At 46.0% G+C, this 24,046-nt stretch carries 14 protein-coding genes; 6 read left to right on the forward strand and 8 right to left on the reverse strand.

The window, feature by feature from the left end; all coding sequences use genetic code 11:
* The first annotated feature begins 1,074 nt into the window (after positions 1-1,074).
* Positions 1,075-11,271 (forward strand): non-ribosomal peptide synthetase, encoded by a 10,197-nt coding sequence (locus CWC46_RS13525; RefSeq protein ID WP_101377502.1) that lies wholly within the window; start codon positions 1,075-1,077, stop codon positions 11,269-11,271.
* Between the two features lie 440 nt (positions 11,272-11,711).
* Here the strand turns inward: CWC46_RS13525 and CWC46_RS13530 are convergent, their stop codons facing one another.
* The 8 genes from CWC46_RS13530 to CWC46_RS13560 form a co-directional block, all read right to left on the reverse strand.
* Positions 11,712-12,389, reverse strand: coding sequence for a DUF2971 domain-containing protein (locus CWC46_RS13530; RefSeq protein WP_157831374.1), 678 nt, complete (start codon positions 12,387-12,389; stop codon positions 11,712-11,714).
* Positions 12,390-12,409: 20 nt separating this feature from the next.
* Complete coding sequence (locus CWC46_RS22875; RefSeq protein ID WP_021016033.1) at positions 12,410-12,586, reverse strand: hypothetical protein; 177 nt, start codon at positions 12,584-12,586, stop codon at positions 12,410-12,412.
* Positions 12,587-12,834: 248 nt separating this feature from the next.
* A complete protein-coding gene (locus CWC46_RS13535) occupies positions 12,835-13,167 on the reverse strand; it encodes an AzlD domain-containing protein (protein WP_021016032.1) in 333 nt (110 codons plus the stop codon).
* Complete coding sequence (locus CWC46_RS13540) at positions 13,157-13,852, reverse strand: AzlC family ABC transporter permease (RefSeq protein ID WP_021016031.1); 696 nt, start codon at positions 13,850-13,852, stop codon at positions 13,157-13,159. The genes CWC46_RS13535 and CWC46_RS13540 overlap by 11 nt, the downstream gene beginning before the upstream one ends.
* Positions 13,839-14,732, reverse strand: coding sequence for a sugar phosphate isomerase/epimerase family protein (locus CWC46_RS13545; protein WP_021016030.1), 894 nt, complete (start codon positions 14,730-14,732; stop codon positions 13,839-13,841). Before CWC46_RS13545 ends, CWC46_RS13540 begins: the two co-directional genes overlap by 14 nt.
* 29 nt (positions 14,733-14,761) lie before the next feature.
* Positions 14,762-17,116: an ATP-grasp domain-containing protein gene (locus tag CWC46_RS13550; protein WP_021016029.1), complete on the reverse strand. Its 2,355-nt coding sequence runs from the start codon at positions 17,114-17,116 to the stop codon at positions 14,762-14,764.
* 4 nt (positions 17,117-17,120) lie between these two features.
* Positions 17,121-18,386, reverse strand: a complete 1,266-nt coding sequence (locus tag CWC46_RS13555; RefSeq protein WP_021016028.1) for a PLP-dependent aminotransferase family protein — start codon at positions 18,384-18,386, stop codon at positions 17,121-17,123.
* Between the two features lie 13 nt (positions 18,387-18,399).
* Entirely contained in the window at positions 18,400-19,116 is a 717-nt protein-coding gene (locus tag CWC46_RS13560; protein WP_157831375.1) for a 2OG-Fe dioxygenase family protein, read from the reverse strand.
* Between the two features lie 294 nt (positions 19,117-19,410).
* Here CWC46_RS13560 and CWC46_RS13565 point away from each other — a divergent pair, with 294 nt between their 5' ends.
* From CWC46_RS13565 to ydfG, 5 genes are all read left to right on the forward strand, one after another.
* Positions 19,411-19,683 (forward strand): YjbD family protein, encoded by a 273-nt coding sequence (locus tag CWC46_RS13565; protein WP_021016026.1) that lies wholly within the window; start codon positions 19,411-19,413, stop codon positions 19,681-19,683.
* Positions 19,684-19,950: 267 nt separating this feature from the next.
* A complete protein-coding gene (locus tag CWC46_RS13570; protein ID WP_021016025.1) occupies positions 19,951-20,778 on the forward strand; it encodes a mannosyl-3-phosphoglycerate phosphatase-related protein in 828 nt (275 codons plus the stop codon).
* A 16-nt stretch (positions 20,779-20,794) separates the two neighbouring features.
* Positions 20,795-22,021 (forward strand): glycosyltransferase family protein, encoded by a 1,227-nt coding sequence (locus CWC46_RS13575; RefSeq protein ID WP_021016024.1) that lies wholly within the window; start codon positions 20,795-20,797, stop codon positions 22,019-22,021.
* A 95-nt stretch (positions 22,022-22,116) separates the two neighbouring features.
* Positions 22,117-23,172: an aldo/keto reductase gene (locus CWC46_RS13580; protein WP_021016023.1), complete on the forward strand. Its 1,056-nt coding sequence runs from the start codon at positions 22,117-22,119 to the stop codon at positions 23,170-23,172.
* A gap of 23 nt (positions 23,173-23,195) precedes the next feature.
* Positions 23,196-23,945 (forward strand): bifunctional NADP-dependent 3-hydroxy acid dehydrogenase/3-hydroxypropionate dehydrogenase YdfG, encoded by a 750-nt coding sequence (gene ydfG, locus CWC46_RS13585; protein ID WP_021016022.1) that lies wholly within the window; start codon positions 23,196-23,198, stop codon positions 23,943-23,945.
* The last annotated feature ends 101 nt before the right edge of the window (positions 23,946-24,046 follow it).

Here is a 24,046-nt window from a genome sequence, read left to right on the forward strand (position 1 = left end):
TGTCTCTTGCCACACAAAGACTTCGGTTTCCTGAAGATGTCAGGCTGATAATGCCAGACGAAGACGTATTTATGTCTGGCGATATAAAATATAAAACGGCTCCAGAGACGTCATGTGCCCATTGGGAAGACGGTCGCGCGCCCTGCTCTTTACAGACATAAATAATCCTCTAAGTAAATGAACTACCTAGAAGATGTCGTATTGTTCATACCCCGTATTATTGCTCGTGGCCACATAAGTTGCTATCTGAGCGTCATTAGATAGCAGTGCTTTACAGCTTTTTATAGCGATCCCACTGCAATTGTTTGCACTTTATTCACAAACTGTAGCTATTTTTCAATATAGGCAATGGTGATTATTAATTTTTCCAAAAGAGAATTATTTTCTCTTATAATTTTTGATCAAATTACATGATAATTTTAAAATATGCACAACAAAATCGTATAACTACGTAAAATGCCAAAGAGTTAAAATCATTTATTACATTTTATTAAACATTGAATCATTTTGATATGAAGAATTATTTTCTGTTTTTTTCAAAAAAAAGTACCTTTTAGAGAAAATAAATCTCCATAGCTATATTATTTACCCGCAGTTAGTTAGAGATAATATTATTATCTCACAAATTCAGTTGGAGATTTAAATTATAAGCATGGAATTAATTTTATAAAAAATCATTCTATAATGTAATCGAATTATAATGTAATAAATTCTTTTAATTTAATTTTTATATTGCTATGCGATTTTACAATGAGGGTATACCATCAATAACGCATTAATTATCTGTTTTTATTGATAAAAAATTATCTGTTATAAGCATTTTTGCACATAAATAATTGTTAACTTTTATCGTGTAAAAGGTTAACAATAATGGGATATAGTAATTTACCTCTTCAGTTTTTAATTATGGTAATTTATTTTTACAATAACGGACTTTGATATAAAGTACGGTAGAAGTTATTTTGTTGTTTCTCATATGGGAATATTATCTTTCCCATAAATAGGAATAAAAACATCATAGGTTAGTATCCCTTTGCGTAAAGTAAGGGGGCTATATATTTAAAAGGTATCCACATGGACGTCATTGAAAAAGATAGCGAGCTATTTTTACTTCATCCCGCGCAAGAAAATATTTATTTTGACCAGATCAGAAAACCTGACGAACCGCTTTATAATATTGGCATCTATCAAATAATACCGTTCAATGTAAACTCAGGTACTATGCGATATTGCTGGCAGTTGCTGCATCAACATCTGGATGCGTTCCGCATCATGCTTATAGAGCAAACTGACTCAGCACCTGTTCAGCGCATAAGAAATACAGTCGATGCTGTTATGGAGGAATACGATTTCTCAAAAGAACCCCTGCCCCACAAAGCAGCAATGGAATGGATGTATGAACAACTTTCCCTACCAATGGATTTTCTTTCAGGCCAGGTTTCCGCTGCTGCGCTGCTGAAGATTAATGAAAATCAACAATATTTATTCTTCCGTTTTCATCATATTTTTATCGATGGTGTTGGCGTGACGGTGATGTTGGATTATCTCTACAAACTCTATGACTGCGCGATCGGCAAAAAAGATATCTCATGGCTTACGCAGATTCCTCAATATCGCCCATATGCGGAAAATGCGGCTGCCTACCTTGGCAGCAAGCGCTATGAAACAGACAGAAGCTATTGGCAATGTAAAACCAGCGAAAACAATAATACGCGACTCCCTCGCCGCTACGATAAGAAGGGAAATTTGGATGTCAGCTTACCGCTGCCTGACCATGTAAAATCATTACTTTCAGATTTCTGCCGGATGCATAAAGTCAGTCCACTGGCAGTGCTGACCTCTGCCGTTCATCTTTATTTTTCAGAGGATCAACACAGCACACTGCAGGTTGTGGTTCATGGGCGGAAAGGCAAAACGGGCATGCAAGTCGTGGGCATGTTCTCCGATTCAATGCTGGTCACCTGCAATCATAAGCCAGAGTGGGACTTCAGCCAGTTGGTGCAACAGAGCAGTAAAGAAATCACTGCTGGCCTAAGGCATTGCCGATTCCCAACCAGCCATTTATCACGCTTGCTACAGAGCGACGGAGAATCATTACCTGATATCATCGTCAATTATGAGCGGTTTGAACATGAGGTGCTGGAAGACGACATAAAAATTCCATTAATCCATCTTAAAGGTGGGTGGGAACAGCAGCCTTTGCAGGTTCGACTGATTCATTATGCGTTTAATGAAAACTTGAGTTTGAAAGTGACTTGTGGAAAAGGTTATTTTTCTCATCAAGAAGCAGAACATCTTGCCCAACAGTTGATCAGCATTATTGAACATGGTCTTAAAGAGGCGGACTGGGTAGTAGAAAAACTGTTAATTATGTCGGCGTCCGAACGCCCAGATCCCGATTATTTGGCCGCTTACAATGACACTGTAGCCGATATTCCCGTCACATTACTGCATCTTCCCATCATCGAACAGGCAAGACGCCGACCCGGTGCAACGGCCATTGCCTGCGATGCCAGGCATCTCACCTACCGGGAGTTGGTGCGGGAAGCGACCCAGGTTGCCTATCAGCTGGATGCCAGAGGGGTGCAGACCAATACCCTTGTTGCGGTGGTCATGGAAAAAGGCTGGGAACAGGTGGTCGCCGTTCTCGGGATCATGATGGCCGGCGCCGCCTATCTCCCCATTGATGCCAGCCTGCCGCCCGCCCGCAGAGCACAGCTGCTTGCATCCGGTCAGGTCAATGTGGCCCTGACTCAACCCCATCTGTCAGCATTGGGTATTGAGTCCGAAGGTGTTGACTGGTTGCAGGTTATTCCCTTGAATGACGCGCAGTTGGTCGAACCGTGGCCATTCTCCCCCCGCCAGTCATTGACCGACCTGGCCTATGTGATCTTTACCTCCGGCTCTACCGGCACGCCCAAAGGGGTGATGATGAGTCACCAGGCGGTGTCCAATACCGTACTTGATATCAATGCCCGTTATGAGATCACGCAAGATGACCGGGTGCTGGCCATCTCAGCACTCAACTTCGACCTTTCGGTCTGGGATATCTTCGGTGTGCTGGCTGCCGGTGGTCAGATGGTGCTTCCGCCGGTTGAGGGGTTACGTGAACCCGCTGACTGGTATCGGTGCATGCAGACCTACGGCGTCACGCTGTGGAACACCGTTCCCGCATTACAACAAATGTGGCTGGACTGGGCGAGCGAGCAAGATGTGGACGCCATTCCCCTGCGGCTGGTCATACTGAGCGGCGACTGGATCCCGCTGGGGTTGCCGGGGCAACTGCGGGGGATCCATCCTTCCGCTGTTCTGCACAGCCAGGGCGGCGCCACAGAGGCGGCCATCTGGTCTATCTGCTATCCGGTTGAAGCGCTGGATCCGTTGTGGTCAAGCATACCCTATGGCTATCCACTGGCTAACCAGCATATGTATATTCTGGATCGGCAGCTGGTCCCCTGTCTGGAGCGGACCTGCGGCGAGATCTATATAGGCGGTGTGGGGCTGGCAGATGGCTACTGGGCTGATGCAGAACGTACCGCAGCGCAATTTATCGTCCACCCGAGAAGCGGAGAGCGTTTATACCGAACCGGTGATCTGGGCTGGATGCACCCGGACGGCTATATGGTATTCGTTGGCCGGAATGACTCCCAGGTCAAAATCCGCGGCTACCGTATTGAACTGGGCGAGGTGGAAAACGCGCTTAGCAAGTTGCCGGATATCAAACAGGCCCTGGTTATCGACCGTGAACGCGACGGCGGCAAGTATCTGGCGGCATATGTCGTGGCGGAATGCCCTGTCGATTTCTATCTGTTGCGTCAAACCGTGGCGGAGGTCCTGCCGGACTATATGGTGCCGACCACTTTTAGCCAGATTGAAGCCATCCCACTGACGGCCAACGGGAAGCTGGACCGCACTTCCCTGCCTGAACCCCTGTGGGGTTGTGAAGATAACTATGTTGCCCCACGCAATGACATCGAGGCACAGCTATGCCATCTCTGGCAGCAGGTGCTGAGGATCGATCGAGTGGGTATTTACGATAACTTCTTCCAGATTGGGGGGAACTCCATCAGTGCCTTACGATTGTCGACTGCCATCCGACAAACTATGGATACTAATGTAACACTGGCAATAATATTTGAAACTAAAACGGTGGCGGCGTTAGCCTCTGCTATTGTAGGAAGTCAGAGAGGCCCCGTTCTCACATTAATCCCGCATATTGATACTGACCATTATCCGCTCTCTTTTGCGCAAGAGAGCCAATTGTTCATTGAGCAGTATGAGCAACAGGTAAGTGCCTATCATATTCCTCTTCTCGCAGAACTCCTTCCTGATGTACGGTTAGATGTTCTGATGGAGTCACTGGAAAAGACCATTGCTCGTCATTCAGTCCTCAATTCAATCTACGTACAGGAGGATCCTACTGGAGAGTCCGTGCAACGGATTTTGAAGAGACCCATAGCGATAAATCATCATCAATGTGATAGCGATAAAACATTGCGCGAATCAATCACAGCAACGATCCAACAACCATTTTCCCTCAGCACCAAGCCGCCAATGCAGATACATTATTATCGTGTTGGTGAGCAGCAATATTTGCTGTTACTTTGGCACCATATTGCCTTTGACGGCTGGTCAACCGACATCTTCCTGAATGAATTAGCCATTATCTATAAAGCATTGTGTGAACAAAAGCAGCCTGTTTTGCCTGAGCACACCATCAGCTATGGTGATTATGCTTTGTGGCAACAGCAATATTTACAAAGCAAAGTGTTGGAGCAACAGCTGGCCTATTGGAAAACGACCTTATCCGGTTATGAAAATCTCACGCTCCCAACCAACCTGCCACGTCCAGAACAGCTGGATTACAGAGGGCAAGACAGGCGCATTTTTATCGATGCTGATTTGTCCACCCAACTGCGCGCTTTAGCCGCCGACCGGGAAACGACACTGTATACGGTACTGCTCAGCGCCTTTTATGCAACATTGGCGATGATATCCGGTCAGGATGACATCGTGGTCGGCACCCCGTCGGATAATCGTCATCATCCTCAAACTCAGGAGCTGGTCGGTCTATTTGTCAATAGCCTGGCACTCAGAGCCAGGGTACAGCCGCAAATGAGCATTACCGCATTAATTGCTCAAGTTCACCAAGTGATCACTTCCGCAAAAATACATCAGGAATTACCCTTTGAGCGGTTAGTCAATGCGTTGAACGTCACCAGAGATCCGTCACGACATCCTGTTTTCCAGGTCATGTTCAGCGTGCAACACTTTGCTCAGGCTGATGTTTGGCAGGAACTACCGTTGATACCGTTAGAATCCGTCAATGGGCAAACACTGTATAGCCCGGCCAAGTTCGATATTACGCTGTTTCTCGATGACAGCCTGACATGCATTACGGGATGTCTAAATTTTGCGGAAAGTTTATTTGAAGAAAAAGTAATTTCACAAATAATTGATTTATATATTGAAATCCTAATATTTTTTGTGAAAGACACTGCCCTGATGATAGGCGAGATCGCCGCAAATTCAGCCTTGGTATGTCGGGAGCCCGATTATTTGGCTGCTTACAATGACACTGTAGCCGATATTCCCGTCACATTACTGCATCTTCCCATCATCGAACAGGCAAGACGCCGACCCGGTGCAACGGCCATTGCCTGCGATGCCAGACATCTCACCTACCGGGAGTTGGTGCGGGAAGCGACCCAGGTTGCCTATCAACTGGATGCCAGAGGGGTGCAGACCAATACCCTTGTTGCAGTGGTCATGGAAAAAGGCTGGGAACAGGTGGTCGCCGTTCTCGGGATCATGATGGCCGGCGCCGCCTATCTCCCCATTGATGCCAGCCTGCCGCCCGCCCGCAGAGCACAGCTGCTTGCATCCGGTCAGGTCAATGTGGCCCTGACTCAACCCCATCTGTCAGCATTGGGTATTGAGTCCGAAGGTGTTGACTGGTTGCAGGTTATTCCCTTGAATGACGCGCAGTTGGTCGAACCGTGGCCATTCTCCCCCCGCCAGTCATTGACCGACCTGGCCTATGTGATCTTTACCTCCGGCTCTACCGGCACGCCCAAAGGGGTGATGATGAGTCACCAGGCGGTGTCCAATACCGTACTTGATATCAATGCCCGTTATGAGATCACGCAAGATGACCGGGTGCTGGCCATCTCAGCACTCAACTTCGACCTTTCGGTCTGGGATATCTTCGGTGTGCTGGCCGCCGGTGGTCAGATGGTGCTTCCGCCGGTTGAGGGGTTACGTGAACCCGCTGACTGGTATCGGTGCATGCAGACCTACGGCGTCACGCTGTGGAACACCGTTCCCGCATTACAACAAATGTGGCTGGACTGGGCAAGCGAGCAAGATGTGGCCGCCATTCCCCTGCGGCTGGTCATACTGAGCGGCGATTGGATCCCGCTGGGGTTGCCGGAGCAACTGCGGGGGATCCATCCTTCCGCCGTTCTGCATAGCCAGGGCGGCGCCACAGAAGCGGCCATCTGGTCTATCTGCTATCCGGTTGAAGCGCTAGATCCGTCGTGGTCAAGCATACCCTATGGTTATCCACTGGCTAACCAGCATATGTATATTCTGGATCGGCAGCTGGTCCCCTGTCTGGAGCGGACCTGCGGCGAGATCTATATAGGCGGTGTGGGGCTGGCAGATGGCTACTGGGCTGATGCAGAACGTACCGCAGCGCAATTTATCGTCCACCCGAGAAGCGGAGAGCGTTTATACCGAACCGGTGATCTGGGCTGGATGCACCCGGACGGCTATATGGTATTCGTTGGCCGGAATGACTCCCAGGTCAAAATCCGTGGCTACCGTATTGAACTGGGCGAGGTGGAAAACGCGCTTAGCAAGTTGCCGGATATCAAACAGGCCCTGGTTATTGACCGTGAACGCGACGGCGGCAAGTATCTGGCGGCATATGTCGTGGCGGAATGCCCTGTCGATTTCTATCTGTTGCGTCAAACCGTGGCGGAGGTCCTGCCGGACTATATGGTGCCGACCACTTTTAGCCAGATTGAGGCCATCCCACTGACGGCCAACGGGAAGCTGGACCGCAGCGCTCTCCCATCAGCCGTAGATTACAGTATGCAGGAATCCTATGTAGAACCGCAGGGGGAGACCGAAACGCTGTTAGCCGCGATCTGGAGTCAACTTCTGGGCGTTGAGCGTGTCGGACGCCACGATAATTTCTTTGAGTTGGGTGGTCATTCACTCTTGGCGGTGAAACTCATCGTACAACTGCGCAAAGCCAATCTGACCGCCGGTATCCAAACATTGTTCTCTGCCCCTACCCTTGCCGCTTTGGCGCAGGAGTTGGTCACGCAATGTGAAATCAAACTTCCTGAAAACCTGATCACAGTGGATACTCAGCGAATAACGCCAGAGATGCTGCCGCTTGTCGAGTTGAACCAAACTGAGATCGACAACCTGGTTTTGCAAGTGCCGGGAGGGATAGAAAATATACAGGATATTTATGCGCTATCCCCGCTGCAGGAAGGCATTCTATTTCATCACCTGCTAACGCAAGATGGTGACCCGTATTTATTGTCGGCGCTGCTGCTTTTCGATAATCGTGCACTGTTGGATCTATGGTTAGCGGCTATGCAACAGGTCATCGACCGTCATGATATTCTGCGTACTGCATTTTTCAGCACAGGATTAACTGTTCCGGTTCAGGTCGTGTGCCGTCAGGCACGATTTTCAATGACTGAAATTATACTTAATCCGGCAGATGGGCCGATAGAGCAGCAGTTGTTAGCGCAGTACGATCCACGCAGCACCAGACAGGATATGTCGGTTGCCCCACTACTGTATTTTATCGCTGCTCAGAAACCGAACGGAAGCTGGTGCGTACTGCAACAGTGGCATCATCTGATAGGCGATCACTCTACGCTGGAGCTGATCGATGAGGAAGTCAGCGTCATTATGGCCGGGCGCAGTCATGAGCTCCCCCGCGCACAACCGTTCCGCAATGCAGTGGCGCAGGCTCGGTTGGGAATGAATGACGCCGAACACGAGCGCTTCTTCCGTAATATGCTAGAGGATATTAATGAGCCCGTGCTGCCGTTTGATCTGAAAGATGTTCACGGTAGTGGCCGGCATGCGGTAACGACGCATCGCTTACTGCCTGCGGAATTGAATATGCGATCACGGCAACAGGCAAAAAGGTTGGGCGTCAGTTTGGCCAGCCTGTGCCATTTAGCCTGGGCGCAAGTGCTGGCATGCAGCAGTGGTTGCGATGCGGTGGTTTTCGGCACGGTGCTTCTCGGACGCCTGGCGGCCGGAGGCGAAGCCGATCGGGCAATGGGACTATTTATTAATACATTGCCGCTACGACTGGATATTGATGGCCGTAGTGTTAAAGAGGCTGTTCGACAGGCCCATCTAAATTTAAGCAATCTTTTGGCGCATGAACATGCCTCACTAGCACAGGCGCAACGCTGCAGCGGCGTGGATTCCGGCATGCCATTGTTCAGCGCCTTGCTGAATTATCGCCACCATAACCATCGGGAACAATCGCCGCGTCCCAAAGGCATTCAACTACTGAGTGCTCAAGAACAAACTAACTATCCTTTGGTGTTATCTGTAGAGGATGGTCTGGATTCGCTTGGTTTAACTGCGCAGGTGGTTGACTCGCTTAGCGCGGAGCGGATATGCGATTATATGCAACAGGCGTTAACCTCCCTGATTAACGCCCTCGAACACACGCCGGATGTAGCAATATGCGACCTGCCGATAATCCCTGACAAAGAATATAACCTGCTGATAAACGAATGGAATAACACGGTCAGGGAATACCCTCGACATCAGTGTATTCACTCGCTGTTTGAGGCTCAAGCGTGCGCTGTGCCTGACGACACTGCAGTGGTACATGCTGCAAAAAGCCTGACCTACGCGCAGTTAAACCGTAAGGCAAACCAGCTGGCGAATCATTTGATTAAGGTCGGTATTGAACCGGGACAAAGGGTAGCGACCTATATTGAACGCAGCTGCGAATTAGTTATCGCCCAATTAGCTATTCTCAAAGCGGGAGCCCTATATGTTCCAATAGATCCTGGCTTACCCATCACGCGCCAAAATTGGATTATTGAAGACAGCGGAGTGGAATGGGTCATTATTGGGGAAAAAGATGCGGCGCAAATCAGCGCTAAGGTGGGCCGACTATTTGTTCATTCAGGAGTAAGAGAATCCGCTCACAACCCAACGCTGAAGCTTTCAAGCTCCGCCGCGGCCTATATCATGTATACGTCAGGCTCTACCGGCATGCCGAAAGGTGTGATGGTCACGCATCAGGGTATTAGCCGATTAGTTATTAATAATGGTTTTGCCAACATAGATCATACCGATCGTATTGCCTTTATCTCCAACCCGGCATTCGATGCCTCTACTTTCGAAGTCTGGGGCGCGTTGCTAAACGGTGGCTGTCTGGTTGTGGTTGATCCGTCCGACGTGATTGATGCCGAACGATTTTCAACGATTCTTAAGCAGCAAAAAATCAGCACACTGTTTCTAACCACCTCTTTGTTTAATCAGTATGCGGATACCATAAGTTCAACGCTGGCTCAACTGAAGTATCTACTCAGCGGTGGTGAAGTGGCCAATCCACATGCCTATTCACAGGTGCTGAAGGAAGGCGGACCGGTTAATCTGATCAACGCTTATGGGCCTACTGAAACCACCACCTTTGCGACTACAGCGCATATCACGGATGCAGCGTCTCAACTGCGGGTGCCCATTGGCCGTCCGATTGGCAACACGAGCATCTATTTGCTGGATGCTCATGGCAAGCCGGTGCCTTTGGGTGCTGTCGGTGAGATATATATTGGCGGCATTGGTGTCGCGCTGGGGTATCTGAATCAACCAGTACTCACGGCTGAGCGCTTCCTGGCGGATGCATTCACCCCCGGCGGATATCTTTACCGTACTGGCGATCTGGCCCGCTATCTTCCTGACGGCAATATTGATTATTACAGACGTAACGACCAGCAGGTTAAAATCCGGGGATATCGTATTGAGCTGGGTGAAATTGAAAATGTTCTTATCGGGTTGCCGCACATCAGGCAGGCGGTGGTGATTGACCGTGAGCTGGATGGAAACAAATACCTGGCTGCTTACGTCGTGGCGGATAGTGCAGTTGATTTCGACGAGCTGCATCAAACACTAGCGGATCGTTTACCGGACTACATGGTGCCGTCAGTGGCAGCCTTTACCCAGATAGATGTGGTGCCGCTCACGTGTAATGGCAAACTGAATCGCAGCTTATTGCCTGAACCTGACTGGGTGAATGAGGATAATTACACCGCTCCCCGAAATGATATGGAAACGCGACTTTGTCATATCTGGCAGCATGTTATTGGGCTGAAGAAAATAAGTGTTCACGATAACTTCTTCAACATAGGTGGCAATTCAATTTTGGCGTTGAAATTAGTTTCCAGCATTAATCAACAGGTTCAGAATGGGATATCCGTAGCGGATATATTTATTCACCCAACGATTGCAAAACAGAGCGAATATCTTAGTTTGACGGTGGGCGGTTCTTTGCTAAAACGTTTGTCCTCGAGTACAGAATCTTTACCGCCGTTATTGATGATTCATCCATCCATCGCTGGCTGTGAGGTTTATCATTCTCTGGCGGCATGCCTGTCATCTTATTTCAATTGTTATGGGCTTGATAACCATAATCTTTTGTCAAATGATAAAATTAGTTGCTTGTGCACTCTGGCAAACCGCTATCTGAATGAGGTCGAGAAGGCAGGACTACTAAACAAGCCGATTCGTCTGTTGGGGTGGTCACTCGGTGGGGAAATCGCCTTGGAGATGGCGGCTATTCTGGAAGCGCGTGGGATAAAAGATATTGATGTCTTGCTGCTTGATAGCTTTATTTACGCCAACAGATCTTCTGTTCCCAACGCAGTATCGGTGGCGGGTATGGCGCAACTTTTACCTCAGTTAGGATACGATAAAACGTGTATTGAACGAGCGCTAGCCAATGTAGATTATGACGCCAAACTAGCCGGTTCAACTCTGTCTGGTATTTTAGAATATACTCGGGTGACATTATTAAAAGCGGGAAAATCCTCGCCATTCGAATCAAATTGCAAATATTTTTCTGTCCGGCAACTCCTGGATATCCCTGATAATTACATTTCGGACTGGGTTAAGCAGTTACATGTTCAACTGCTCCCTCATCGGCATCATCACGATATTATTGAGGAGGAAGAATTGATCACTGAAGTGGTTAAAACCTGGCTACAATAAATCAGACATAGGAACGTTTCCCTCACTTCAGATTTGTGACTGAGGTGGGGGAATCCCCTTTGCCATGCGAAAAGCACAGTGATTCAAATTGAATTCGATAAGGGAAATGATACCTACGTTGATTTGAAGCCTAATCAGAAGTGTTTCTGTGGCCCTGGAATCAAATTCAAGAAGTGTTGTCGAGGCAGGACAATAGTTCGTCATGTACATTATGGTTTCATTGGGGTTGGTCTAGATATTGAGGGCTCACTGTAAGAAAATTATTGTTATTACGCTCAGTGGATAGTGAGTTGTACAAAAAAAATTCTTAGCGTGGGATGTTTTCCCTTTTCCAACCGGGCCTCTCTTAATAGAGATTTTTTCGGAGTAAATTAGAAGGTTTAGTATGGAATTTAATTATTTTCCTTCGTTAAATAAAGTGATATTTATAGGTGTAAAATTCAATTTAAACTCATCATCATCAGGAGATGCTTTGTAAACCCCATGTATTGAGCCATCGAGTTTGTGAAAAAATTTTCAGGGATATAAGAATTACCACTTATATTACTCTTGCAGCCAAAATAAATTCCGGTTAGTTTATCATAATTAACACGAACAACAAAAATACAGTCATCACCTTCATTTTCCCATATGTCACTTAAGGTTGTAATGTGATTATTTCCTAATAAGAAACTTAAGCTTAACCCGTTTATTTTAAAAGGATATTTGTCGTTTGAATTTTCATTTATGAACCTTTGCTCAAAGCCTTCAAATTTAATGTTATGCAATGCTTTTTTTAGCCCTTTAGAGGTAAATAAAATTTCCCAATATTCTGCAAAAGGTAAAATAAACCTATACTCGTTCTCTTTATCCCAGTTATGTGATTTTATGAAATAAGATTTACTTATAATATCGTTTAACTTATTGCTTGATTTGGATATTACCCTCGAACTCTGATACTCTACTGGACCACATTGAAAACCACTTGGCGATTTAATGTGACTATTTTCAAAAACATTTCCCATTCCAAAAAATAAAGACTTAGGATCGCCTTCATCAAAAGTAAACTCAAGTAAAACTCCTTTATGATTATCTGCATAATGAGACCACATATATATACTTTCTTTAGTCGTGGACATTGATATGCAACCCGACATATTTAAATACTCATTGAAATTTTTTTCCCATCATTGACTTTAAATAAACCATCCAAGTAGGTGGCACTCAAAAGAAATTCGAAGGGGTCATTCTGAGAGTGCGCCTTTGTAAGCCTTAACGTTTTATTTTTCACAAACTCTTCATAATTTCTCATGCTCATATACTTGTAGGCTTTCACGTATAGCTCCTTATTTTTTTATAATATTAAAGAAAACCTAAGCGGTGGATTCAACTCCGAAGTGCAACGCTAAGTAGCCTTTCTTAACTCTGCAAACACCACCGAGGGTTGTCTGAACCCAAGACACTTGCGTGGCCTGTTGTTCTTTCCGTTTTCCAAGCGGACACCAGTTAGCGGGTTTCAGAGGACAAAGGACTTGGTTATCATATCCATTTAAGTCGTCAATTCATCATTGCATTGCATCTCTGTTAAAACATCCATGTCAGAATACCCCAGCATCCCAGAGAAAGTAGAAATACATGCCACGATTTTAATGACGTTGCCGCACTCATCATCCAGGCCAATACAATGGGAATCAGCCAGTGAAAATCAAATCCCTTACGATCTCCCAATTGATGCACTGCTCCTGCCAGGATTGTGGCCAGTAGCACTACGGAGATATATTTTGCCAACCGCGCAATTATTTTCTGTATGGGATGCGGTAGCCTTTCTACATCAATCATTAGCGGCAATAACCGGCACAAACCAGAAACCAGTGCACAAGTAATAATAAAAACCCAAAAATAATGCTTATCTGTCATAGCAAAAACTTATTAAAAGCGTGATGGCGAGAATCATCATCAGATTGATAACGCCTCCCCACCATAAACTGACTGCGCAGGAAAGAAGCGCCACAATTTGTGCTAACAATTGGTCTCCGTCTTTGCCCATTTTTCCCAAAGAAGAAGCGATAAAGATAGCCACGATAATCGTTATATTTTCAGCAAAATCTTTTCCCGCTACAGAAGCAAAAAAATAACCGACCAAGGTTCCGGTCAGCGCCGTGCCATAAAGTGTGAAACTCACTGTATTACAGTAACGACGGGTCAGCGGATATTGTTCCCTGCGTAATGACATCAGGGTAAACGCCGCGTTCGCCATAACCAGAATGGAAGGAATATAACCAACCACTCCTTCTTTCATGCTGCCGCGTAAACTCAACGTAAATACCATAAATCGCAGGTTGATGCTTAACGCAGAGATTAACACCACCACAAATGACAGAGTATGTTGCGAAACCTCTAGTAACGTCATCTGTAAAGGGGCTGACATTAGTGCTCCACTGAATAATAAACTGTGGAAAAAACCCAGCCCTTGTTGATAACTCAGCAGTCCAATCATGCTGAATGACAATAAAAGCGTAAATACAAAGGGCAAAGCATCCCCTACCCCTTGTAAAATCTCACTCTGGCTACCAGATATCATTTTGGAATCAGGCGGCGGCATTACGCATCATCTCTATTTTTTGCTGATAATCAGTCGCTTTTTTCAGATAAAACTCTGTGCTGTAACGGGGAATAAACTCCTCCACGACCGCCACACCCCGGTAACCGGCTTGGGCAAATTTATTTAACACATCACTTAGGGGTAAATTGCCTTCTGTGATCGGTAAATGCTGATGATGTGTATCTTCCAAGTCAGCAATATGTAGATGGCGGGTTACAGGCGCAAGTCTGGTAATAGCATCAAAAAGCGCCTCACCATAAGCATGCACCGAACATAAGTGTGTTACATCAATGGTAATAAAACATCCTGTTTTTTGATGAAAATGGATATGCTCATCAACCGTGAAGACAGGATACTTCGGCCGCTCCCCTCCCATATTCTCCAGACACAATACCAGTCCGGCAGTATTACATTGCGCCATAACGGCATTGATCGATTCAATAAGGCAGTTAAGCAATGTCGTATTGTTGTACTTGTCTTTATAGCCGGGATGGAACGTCACACTGGTTGCGCCAGCCTCGTAGGAAAAGTTAACTGCAGCGGCAAGGCACTTTACCGCCGTTACTCGTTCCTGTAGATCAGGTGAACACAGATTGTACTGTCGCCCCCACCATCCCGCATGTACGGTAAAAACAACTCCATTTTGCTGGCAAAAATCTCTGATTTGTTTTGCCAACGCCAGGCGCTGCACCTCACTCATTGCCCAGAAAACATTTTCAGCAGCTTCCCCTATTTCAAACTCAACCGCTTTAAAATGTTGGGAAAGATCCTTTATGGATCCAAAAATATCAGCAGGATTGTCATAAACGTTGGTTGAGAATGAAATAACCGGAAAATCAGGGTGCATTTTCCCTTCAATATGATAAGTAACATTATTCATGAAGGTCTCCTCCGTTTTATACGCAATTTTCAGATCACAGATAATGTCGAGACAAATGCCACCCCATCTTCTTCACTACACCCGTAAAGATAATAGCCGTAGCGGTCGGATGAGCACTGTACAGGACGTCCTATTTTCTGTCTGTCAATGTGTGTACGAAATAGCCAGGGATTGTCATCTCTAGGCACAGTGGTATTCGTGATGAATCTGATGGCCATTCGGTCAAACTGGACATGGTCAGGTGTCAGCTTCTGTCCGGCCATTGCGGCAATAGTGGCACCAGCCTGATGAATTCCTGTGACTCGCCAGACCATTTCCCAGATCTGATCGCCACCAAAACGTGTTTGGGTTTCAATAAAATGCAGCGTATCACCACTAATCTTCACCTCAGTATGCGCTGGCCCCCATTGGTGTCCCAACGCATCCAGCAACCATTTCACCGCGTCATGAATTCGCTGCTCATCTTCAGGAGGTAAACTCGCTGGAAAATCGTGCCCCGTCTCGACGTAATGAGGTGTGCCGGTAGTGTATTTGCGGGTGATGCCAAGTATATGATGCTTACTATTCAGAGTGAGGGTCTCGACGCTGAATTCATCGCCTTCAACAAACTGCTCTATCTGTTGGTTACCATCAAAAACAATGTGACACAAGTCAGCAGCTTTATTGACAGCATAAATACCCTTGCTCCCGGAACCATCCACCGGCTTAATAATCGCGGGGCCATGCTGTTTAATAAATTCCAGCGCTTGTTGTGCACTATTAACTTTCGATGCCGGGAGTGCCCAGCAGCTCGCCGACATAAGTTCGCGAAATTGTAGTTTGTCCCGACTCAGTTCCACGCTACGACGAGGATTGTGCAGTATCCCCAGTTGTTCACCTGCTTTTGCCGCAGGTAATAACCCCAGTTCAGTAAAAGAGACAATCGCGACAAAGGGGCGTTTCTCGTGGTACTCAAGCAGTTGTGGTAACCAGCTATCGATATCAGTAATATCGTTTGTCAGAATTATATCAGCATAATGGCGCTGATATTCCGTAAGCTGATCTGGCGTCTGAACAAAAGTAAAGTCGAATGCAAAATTGCCAGGCCAGTTAAGAGAAGAGTCTCTCCCACCCACAATAATTACCGCTGGTTTTTGTAATTCGCCAAAGACATCAAGATTTGTTACCTCTAGCAAAGATGTCCGCAGCCCGGAAGTATTCGAACAGCGAAACTCCGCATAGACATAATTCTGAAATCCATTGCTCGCGGGGCCAATTATTTCCCCCTCTTTTACCCAAGCGTCCCAACGCACAAAACCAGGTATTCGGCGTAAAAGCTCTTCATGCTGTAATCCCTGCCAGGGACGATTGTGTCGAGCAAAAGGAGTCGCAATACCAAACGCGATTGGCAATATTTCTTTTTTAGGGACCGAGTTTCCAGCTAGAACGCAATGGTAATAATAGTCCATTTCAATTCCCCAAGCTTCACGAATAACATATATCCGGCTTCCACCTGGGCGAGCACCGACTTCAAGGATACGAGGTCCTTTCACTGTCATAATAAATTCGACATGGGCAAATGTGCCTCTCAGCCCTAGAGCAGCAACCGCATCACAGGCCAGTTTGTGGCATCTCTCCATTTGATCTTGATCGGGTTGCAGGATTGACGGAGAGTAACGAGCAAAGTGATGAAAATCATTGCGTTGGATGTCAATCCCAGCGATGACATCAACAATCGGGAACGTAGTTACCTTTCCATCGGCAGAGATCACACAATCAATAGAGTGGTTGGAACCTTCCAGATACTCTTCCAGTAGCAAGACATCATTTTCGCGACTCTTGTTAGCTACATAAGCCTGTAGTTCAGGCCATTCCTCAAGAGAATAACGTTCCAGCTCATAATTACTGTGTAGGCACTTAACAAACAGACTACTATACAAACTTGCAGGCTTCAGAACGCATGGCCATGTCAACGTCGCGGCTTGTTGTAACAGTTCACTCATCGTGACAGTACGTGACATAACGTGTAAGTCAGGGTTCGAGCTACGATTAAAGCAAGCCCGTTGTTTGGTTTTATCCAGCGTGATTGAGATATTCTGGTGCATATGGGATAGCTCTGTCTGCCCACGACAAATATGTTCTGTGATAGCAACATAGCTTTCCCTGTAATTCAGCACGCTGCTAAAGGCGTATTGCTGATACAAATCATTCACCAGTTGCTGTAAATCTTCACTATATCCTTTTGAAAAATCATAGCTGGCAACAGGTTGTATTTTCGACGGATCGGCTTTTTTAGTGACCTGCTTCGTATCGGAGAGAAGCAGGATAGTCACGCCCTGTGCCAGCAAACCTTCATATTCGCCTTCACGAACATTGCCAATCACTAAACAACATACTTTTGCCATTATATTAATCCCTACTATCAAAACTATAGTGCACATGCTGTAACTGCTGACCCAGAACTTCTATCTGGTGTTTCGTTGCTGTAGTACCAGCCTCTTCCAGTAAAATCTGCCGTAGCACCCCCGATACGATAGACAACTGTTCGTTGTTAATCCCTAGACGAGTTATTTCCTGCACACCAAGCCGCAGACAGGAACGACCATATAAAGATTTATTGTTGACCCGTAATCCCAGTTCATTGAAATAAGCTGCCATATCGGAACTTTTTTCTCCCATCAGCAGGATCTTATGAGTGCTGGTCGGAAGTACTTCCCACCCAGGGATATCTGTCAGACTCTGTGCAAGAAACTGTGCATTGCTACACATTTGCTGTGCATAGGATTCACCGTATTGATCCATCTCCAGTAAAGTGACAAATAGCTGTAATAAAGAAGATAAATTCGGTGAAGAAACCATGCCGGTTTCCAGCCCTTCGCTGATTCGACGAGCCAGCAATGGACACCGTGCGGCGATGATTGCCCGATGAGGCCCAGGGAATGATTTATGCGTATTTCCCTGTAAAATATCAGCCCCTTCATCGAGAGGGTTAGGCACTGTTTTTCCAGCAATTAATCCCAGCAAATGAGATGCGTCATAAATAATCAGCACTCTCTCAAGTCCCTGACGCACTAACCACTGTCTGATATGAGAAACTGAAACGATATTATTTGCCAGACCATGATCTATCACGATGGCGGAAGGAGGATTTGTTAGTAAAAGCGCTAGGGCGTGTTCATCGAATTTGCTGTTGTCTTTCAGTAAAAGGTACTGGTATTTACGCCCCAGCCGTTCAATGAGCGGTCCAGTTGCAAAATGCCCACCACAACGGGGATCTAGTGCCCAGACAGTATCTCCGGGTTCTGTAAGAGAGGCAATCATCGCTAATGTACAGTGAACGCCGGACAATACTCGAAACTCGATAAAAGATGCAGAGAATAATTTTTGGGCCGCCACCATAGCAGCTTCTTTTAACTCTGAAACTTCTGGAAAATTTTCAAATTGCATCCCATTATAATAGGATGCATATCGACACCCGCTATTAAGTTCCCCATCAAAATAATAACGGTCATAATAACGATTCTGGCCTAATAATCTTGCCGTATCTGATAATATATTTTCATTTGCCGTTAGAGAAATAGTCGTTTTGCGACGTCTTCTGGCAAATGAAAATAATTCCACGACTCTATCAATATAGTTATCCACTGTAGATGATGACGATGTACTTAGAAACATTTCTATTATAACCTCACTGCATCTTGTCAAAATCAATAATCAGCATGTCTCGCCAGCCAGGATTGCCTACATCATTTCCAGGAAATAATGGGGTAACATTATGTTTTATTGCACGATCATCAATCAGTAACGTTTCCAGAAAATGCTCCAGGGTATGTCTGAGAATCAGTTCTCCTTCAGAAGAATATATTTCGCTTTCGCCACCAGACACGTTATTCCTGTTAATAATGTGTTGGAAAACATAATCATGTCCATCTGAATGTATTCCTTCAGGAGTCGCAAGGCCGATATTGTCATGGTCACACAGAATACGAAATTGATGACAGGTAATCAGCCACCTACAAGCACTACACACCTGTTTTAATAATCTAATATGGTGATGTATGAGGTGTGATAAGAGCTGAGAATTAATAAAATTCGTCTCGCTTCTTTGGTATACTCGTTCTATCCCACCGAGCAATACATTGACTTCACCACTTTGATAGAAACGGCAATCATTCAGTGGAATTAGATAACCTCCAGTATCTATTTCAAATTTACAAATACGCCGTTCCCGGAGGGTCTTCTCTTGCAGATAATCATCAATGGTAAGGTTATCCCACGTATTTATAAACTGTTTCTTGTTCCCCTCTGTTATATTTTTACATATTGATTGATATAAATTATTAATATGAAGGTAATAATTTTTACGGAAAGAATACATTTGTGTTGATAAATAATTATTTTCCATAGAGTAATAACCCATCATCAGTCTATTGACCATAATGCATATCAAAATTCCATAATTAGTTTAAAAATAGCATTGGTTAATAAAAAGTAAACAATGTGTTCATGGCATGTTTGTTAAGAATTATTTCAGAATGATAATTTGCAGTGATATCAGAACAAAGCAAAAAACAGATTACAGACTACCTAGCTAGCGCAGTTGATATGGACGCTTGATCACACAGTTTCCGATTTTTATGAGTTCATCGCTGTTTTCCTCTACAATGATAGCACCCTCTCTTTTATCAGGCCGATTCTCATGCCAGAACCCAGACTGACCCAGAAGGACATGACGGAAAGTGAACAGCGTCAACTTAAGACACTGCTCGATCAGGAAAGAAAAAAACACGGACGTCCGCTCACTAATTCTGAAAACAATCATATTAAAGATGACTACATCGATAACCTCATGAAGGAGCGCGAGACTGCCGCGAAGCAACTCACCGCGCGTAGAAAGAAAAACAAATTCAAACCTGATACTTCCGTGACTTACGAATGGTCTGCCAACATTCATCTGCGTGGCCGCCGCTAGGTTTGTTATTGTTGACGATGTGAGTTTATGGCGGCTATGCCGTAAATTCACGTCGCTGGCCGCGTTACCTTTATTATCCAATATCTTATTGAACAAACTGATTTAGTTCCCCTTCTCTATTCTCGCTGTTTCATGCTTGTTGGCGTTAATTATGATAACCGCTATTCTTATATAGAATAAGTAAATGTGATTTTTATTATATTTATCATATTGATACGATACATACCTCTCCAATTGGGAAACGGTTCAGAACCAGAAGGAGATTGAATGCCTGAATTGAGTTCTGCGTTGATAGTTTTTAGCGATTTGGATGGTTCTCTGTTGGACCACGATACTTATAGCTGGGAACCGGCAATTCCCTGGCTGGTCCGGTTGCAGCAGCATCAGGTACCAGTGATTATTGCAAGCAGTAAAACGGCTGCTGAAGTGGTACCACTACAGCAAACAATGGGACTGCATGAATATCCTTTTATCGCTGAAAATGGTGCACTTGTTACTTTACCGCGCAGTTGGTCATCACATCCCGATTATCCCCGTAAGATTTTTAATGCTGACTATTCGTTTATCTGCCAGGTATTAGGCACATTACATAAAGAGTATCAATTTGATTTTCAAGGGTTCTCTGACATGGATGATGAGAAGGTCTCCGATATCACAGGTCTGGGGATCGAGGAGTCTGCATTAGCCCGTCAACGTGAAGCTTCTGAACCGTTACAGTGGTTTGATGATGACATCGCTTTAGGTCGATTCCGGCAATCATTGGAGAAATACGGCTTGTCTTTGACACAGGGTGGCCGTTTTTATCATGTGATGGGTCGTGGTGTCAGCAAGGGAAATGCCGTCAATTGGCTGACATCACAGTATGTGCAACAACGAAAAACAGAAATGCTCACAATTGGGTTGGGCGATAGCCCGAATGATATCTCAATGCTGGAATCCACTGATTACGCTGTAATTATCAAAAACAAATCTCACTTGCACGTGACAATGTCACAAAAAAATCATACTAAGATATACCTCACTCAGCAATCTGGCCCGTCAGGATGGAGTGAAGGCCTTAACCATTTTCTCGCTGATGGCGAGTCGATTATTTAACGTGAGGGGAACCGGTATGAGTGATTTTTATCAGGATGGCATTATTACGAACTTTCATAATCTTACTCAGCGCAGTGTGGAAGAGCTTGAATATGAACTACAGGTTTTTTCCGGGCAGAACAGTATGGGACTGATCCTCCCTTCCCTGTTTTCTGAGCTGGAGGGACCGGCGCTTAGTAAGATTATTGATCTATTGGCGCAGGTTCCCTATCTCGGTGAAATAGTGATCGGATTAGATCGTGCCGATCGTGATCAGTTTGAACATGCACGCACGTTTTTCTCTCGGTTGCCACAACGGCACCGTATCTTATGGAATGACGGCCCTCGCCTTACGGCGTTAAGTCAGGAATTGGCCGAAAAAGAGTTGGCGCCGATGGAACCAGGCAAAGGACGTAATGTCTGGTTTTGTGTCGGGTACACTTTGGCTTCACGGCGTTCGTCTTGCATCGCTCTACATGATTGTGACATTGTCACGTATGACCGTAGCATGTTGGCCCGGCTGCTCTACCCGGTCGCCAACCCAAACTTCCATTACGACTTTTGTAAGGGTTACTACGCTCGGGTAGCTGAAGGAAAGTTGAATGGGCGTGTCGGGCGTTTGCTGGTGTTTCCGCTGCTGAAATCGTTACGTCGTGTCTACGGTAATTCAGACTATCTGGAGTATATGCGCAGTTTCCGTTATCCCCTGTCAGGAGAATTCGCCATGCGCAGCCATGTGCTACGTAACTTGCGAATACCCAGTGATTGGGGGCTGGAAATCGGCGTGCTGTCGGAAATTTACCGAGGCACGTCAATCAGCCGCATCTGCCAGGTGGATATCGCTGATAATTATGATCACAAGCATCAGCCGATGTCGGAAACAGATCCAACGTCTGGCTTGCAACGCATGGCGCTGGATATCACCAAAGCGCTGTATCGTAAGCTGGCGATTCAGGGGGTGAATATTACTACAGATTCATTCCGGGTACTGCGCGCCACCTATTACCGAACAGCGCTGGATATGATCGATGCATTTGAACATGATGCGCGTATGAATGGTTTGCATTTTGATCGTCATACTGAAGAGTCTGCGGTGGAGTTGTTCTCGGATGTTATTACCCTATCCGGCCAGATTTATAGCGAAAGCCCCGGCGATAAACCGTTTGTTCCCAGTTGGAGCCGGGTTCAGTCAGCATTCCCCGATATTCTGGAACGCCTTTATGAGGCGGTTGAGGCAGACAATCAGGAAATCAACGACGGATGAATATTCAGTAATTGCTACGGTATCACTTTACTGGATTTTTTGTATAAAGTGGCACAGAGTCATTACTGTCTTGCAACCAATCAGGGAGTTAAATGATGGAATATCGTCTGTTAGGCCACTCTGGTCTCAAAGTGTCAGTCCTGAGTTTGGGCACCATGACATTTGGCGGTCAGGGAAAGTTTGCGAAAACCGGAAACACGGACCTGCAAGGTGCGCGTCGCCAGATTGATCGTTGTATTGATGCCGGGATAAATCTGTTTGATACCGCTGATGTTTACTCCAGCGGTGAATCGGAAAGAATTCTTGGTCAGGCAATCAAGGAAAAACGCCACCAGGTGTTGATCGCCAGTAAAGCTCGTTTTCCCATGGGTGATGGACCGAATGACCGAGGGTCATCACGCCATCATATTATTCGTGCTTGTGAAGCCAGTCTGAAGCGATTGGGTACGGATTATATCGACCTTTATCAATTGCATGAATGGGATGGCCTGACACCACTGGAAGAGTCGCTTGACGCATTGGACTATCTGGTACGCAGCGGTAAGGTTCGTTATGTCGGGATTTCCAATTTTTCCGGTTGGCACCTGATGAAAACGTTACATCTTTCTGAAAAATCAGGTACCGCGCGCCCAATAAGCCAGCAAATTCATTACACGCTACAGTCTCGGGAAGCAGAGTATGAATTGCTGCCTATAGCGCAGGATCAAGGCGTCGGCGTATTGATATGGAGTCCGCTGGCCGGTGGGCTGCTATCCGGGAAGTATCGGCGTGACCAGGCACCCGATGGTACGACACGGCATCTGGAACACTGGAATGAGCCACCGGTTCGGGATGAAGGTTTGTTATACAATATCGTCGATGTGCTGGTTGATATTGCCGGGCAGCATGGTGTTTCGGCGGCGCAGATTGCACTAGCCTGGCTATTATCTCGCCCGTCGGTCAGTTCAGTGATCATCGGTGCTCGTACGGATGATCAATTAGAGGATAATCTTAAAGCGGTGGATATTGTGCTTAACCCGCAAGAGATTGCACGGTTGGATGAAGTCAGTCGCCCGCCACTGATCTATCCCTATTGGCATCAGGCTCAGACCGCCGCGGATCGTCTTTCCCCCGCTGATTTATCGTTGATCGCCCCTTATCTGAAAAAATGAAATAGCCGTTAGAGGAAAACAGCATGATTATTTTTGTTACTGGTGCCACAGCCGGATTTGGTGAAGCCATTACCCGAAGATTTATTAAAGAAGGTCATAAGGTTATCGCCTGTGGACGTCGCCAGGAGCGTTTGGATGTACTGAAAGATGAACTGGGAGCGTCTCTGCATACCCTGCGTTTAGATGTTCGCAATCAAAAATCAATTGATCAGGCTATCACGTCGTTACCTGCTGCATGGCGTAACATCGACGTTCTAGTGAATAATGCCGGGCTGGCGCTGGGTTTAGAACCCGCTCATAAAGCTTATGTGAATGACTGGGAAACAATGATCGATACCAACAATAAAGGGCTGGTCTTTGTGACCCGCGCACTGTTGCCTGATATGGTAAAACGTAATATTGGCCATGTTATTAATATGGGTTCCACTGCGGGTAACTGGCCATATGCCGGCGGCAATGTGTACGGCGCCAGCAAAGCGTTTGTACGTCAGTTCAGTCTGGGGCTGCGTGCTGATCTGTTTGGTACCCGTGTACGAGTGACCAATATTGAACCAGGACTGGTCGGTGGTACCGAGTTCTCGGCAGTGCGTTTTAAAGGTAATGAGGACAAAGTTCATCAAACTTACGATAAAGCAGACCCTCTGATGCCGGATGATATCGCCGAAGCGGTATTCTGGGTGGCTACTCTGCCTGCACACGTTAACATCAACACACTGGAAATGATGCCGGTCAACCAGACTTTCGCTGGGTTGAAGGTGTATCGAGACAAGTGATAGCGTGGGTTTTACCCTAATACTGCTTATTCAGCCGATTTTTAGAGAAAACATCACGTTTGGTTTCCAGAGGGACACTGAGCGTGATGGGTACATTAGGG

Source organism: Prodigiosinella confusarubida (assembly GCF_002847015.1).
Lineage (GTDB): Bacteria > Pseudomonadota > Gammaproteobacteria > Enterobacterales > Enterobacteriaceae > Prodigiosinella > Prodigiosinella aquatilis.

Bases quoted from the DNA above. Each gene is read 5' to 3' on its own strand.
- CWC46_RS13560 (WP_157831375.1), bottom strand. From the start codon at position 19,116: ATGGAAAATAATTATTTATCAACACAAATGTATTCTTTCCGTAAAAAT.
- CWC46_RS13530 (WP_157831374.1), bottom strand. From the start codon at position 12,389: ATGTCCACGACTAAAGAAAGTATATATATGTGGTCTCATTATGCAGAT.
- CWC46_RS13535 (WP_021016032.1), bottom strand. From the start codon at position 13,167: ATGACAGATAAGCATTATTTTTGGGTTTTTATTATTACTTGTGCACTG.
- CWC46_RS13570 (WP_021016025.1), top strand. From the start codon at position 19,951: ATGCCTGAATTGAGTTCTGCGTTGATAGTTTTTAGCGATTTGGATGGT.
- CWC46_RS13545 (WP_021016030.1), bottom strand. From the start codon at position 14,732: ATGAATAATGTTACTTATCATATTGAAGGGAAAATGCACCCTGATTTT.
- CWC46_RS13550 (WP_021016029.1), bottom strand. From the start codon at position 17,116: ATGGCAAAAGTATGTTGTTTAGTGATTGGCAATGTTCGTGAAGGCGAA.
- CWC46_RS13565 (WP_021016026.1), top strand. From the start codon at position 19,411: ATGCCAGAACCCAGACTGACCCAGAAGGACATGACGGAAAGTGAACAG.
- CWC46_RS13540 (WP_021016031.1), bottom strand. From the start codon at position 13,852: ATGCCGCCGCCTGATTCCAAAATGATATCTGGTAGCCAGAGTGAGATT.
- ydfG (WP_021016022.1), top strand. From the start codon at position 23,196: ATGATTATTTTTGTTACTGGTGCCACAGCCGGATTTGGTGAAGCCATT.
- CWC46_RS13555 (WP_021016028.1), bottom strand. From the start codon at position 18,386: ATGTTTCTAAGTACATCGTCATCATCTACAGTGGATAACTATATTGAT.
- CWC46_RS13580 (WP_021016023.1), top strand. From the start codon at position 22,117: ATGGAATATCGTCTGTTAGGCCACTCTGGTCTCAAAGTGTCAGTCCTG.
- CWC46_RS13525 (WP_101377502.1), top strand. From the start codon at position 1,075: ATGGACGTCATTGAAAAAGATAGCGAGCTATTTTTACTTCATCCCGCG.
- CWC46_RS13575 (WP_021016024.1), top strand. From the start codon at position 20,795: ATGAGTGATTTTTATCAGGATGGCATTATTACGAACTTTCATAATCTT.